1 protein-coding gene is annotated in these 1,076 nt (G+C 51.7%); it reads right to left on the bottom strand.

Annotated features, from left to right (window positions below):
- Positions 1-165: 165 nt before the first annotated feature.
- The gene (locus AB4097_RS21445) at positions 166-732 is read right to left on the bottom strand and encodes a hypothetical protein (protein ID WP_442043317.1); all 567 of its coding nucleotides are present in this window, start codon (positions 730-732) and stop codon (positions 166-168) included.
- Positions 733-1,076 lie beyond the last annotated feature (344 nt).

A 1,076-nucleotide genomic window follows, 5' to 3' on the forward strand; every position in this document is an offset into this window, starting at 1 on the left:
CCGGATGGACGATCCACCCTGCACCGCACGCACGATCCGCTCACGCAAGTCTCGGGACAGAGGAGCTGGCATGAGATGCCTCCCGGCCGACCACAACCAGCCCTATGGAATCAGCTCTGCCGATTCCACGCAACCGCTGCACGCTCTAGCCATACTAGTTACTCACTATCTCATCGCTAAAAGAATTTCACGTAAGCTGTCACAAAGTGTTCTGTACTGAGTGATATTCATTGCGACTGTCTTGTGTAGGAGCGGAGGTAAGGTCGTATTCAACACGCACACCATCTGCGGTATTCGGTAGTGGTATTCCACGTATGATCTGATCTGCGTCCACGGTCCCCAATCAGATTTTATATTCCTTTCGATAAGAGGTTGGCTCCCAATGGAGAGAAGGTCGTAGAAAATGCCCTTGAAAGGATTCACGTAAGCGTCGCGTGGTCCTCGAGTAATATTATGAGACTGGGAGAAATCTTCAGCGAAAGCTAAGGTTTCCTCGATTGCTACGAGAAGCGCTTGAGATTTATCTGCACCAAAGAAAACATCAGCTTCACTGGGCACACCTGTGCCAGCACCACCGCCGGTACGAAACGCGATTTGCAATGTATAGTGTCCAGGATGGGGGCCATCCTCACCGAAATCTCTTACGCGGAGTTTGAGATTATCAGGTCCGCGAAGGGTTTGAATGTCGCGTTCAGCAATGAGCGGGTAAGCAGACAGGATCCCGAGAGGCATTAAATACCCCTCCAGGATGGAAACGATAGCGGATAACTACTAGCGTTTTGATCATGCGATCCGTTGAGAACCAGCAAATATGTTTTCCAATCAACTACAGTCAACTTCTCCATTCCTCCGCAGCCGCAATAGACGGATCCCCCGCCAAAAACCTAACATAGTTACATTAGACAATTATCCTAGATTGCATTGTTGGATCGTGTCCCGTGGCGTGGTGTAAGAGCGCCAGTCCTCGGCTGAGCCGGGTTGCTCAGGCGGTCACGGCCGACAGCCTGCGAACGGGATCATCGCTCAACGAACTCAGACTTTCCAGCGACATGTAGCGCCGGCTCACCGCCCACTCG

The organism is Microvirga sp. 2MCAF35 (genome assembly GCF_052115545.1).
Taxonomy (GTDB): Bacteria; Pseudomonadota; Alphaproteobacteria; order Rhizobiales; family Beijerinckiaceae; genus Microvirga.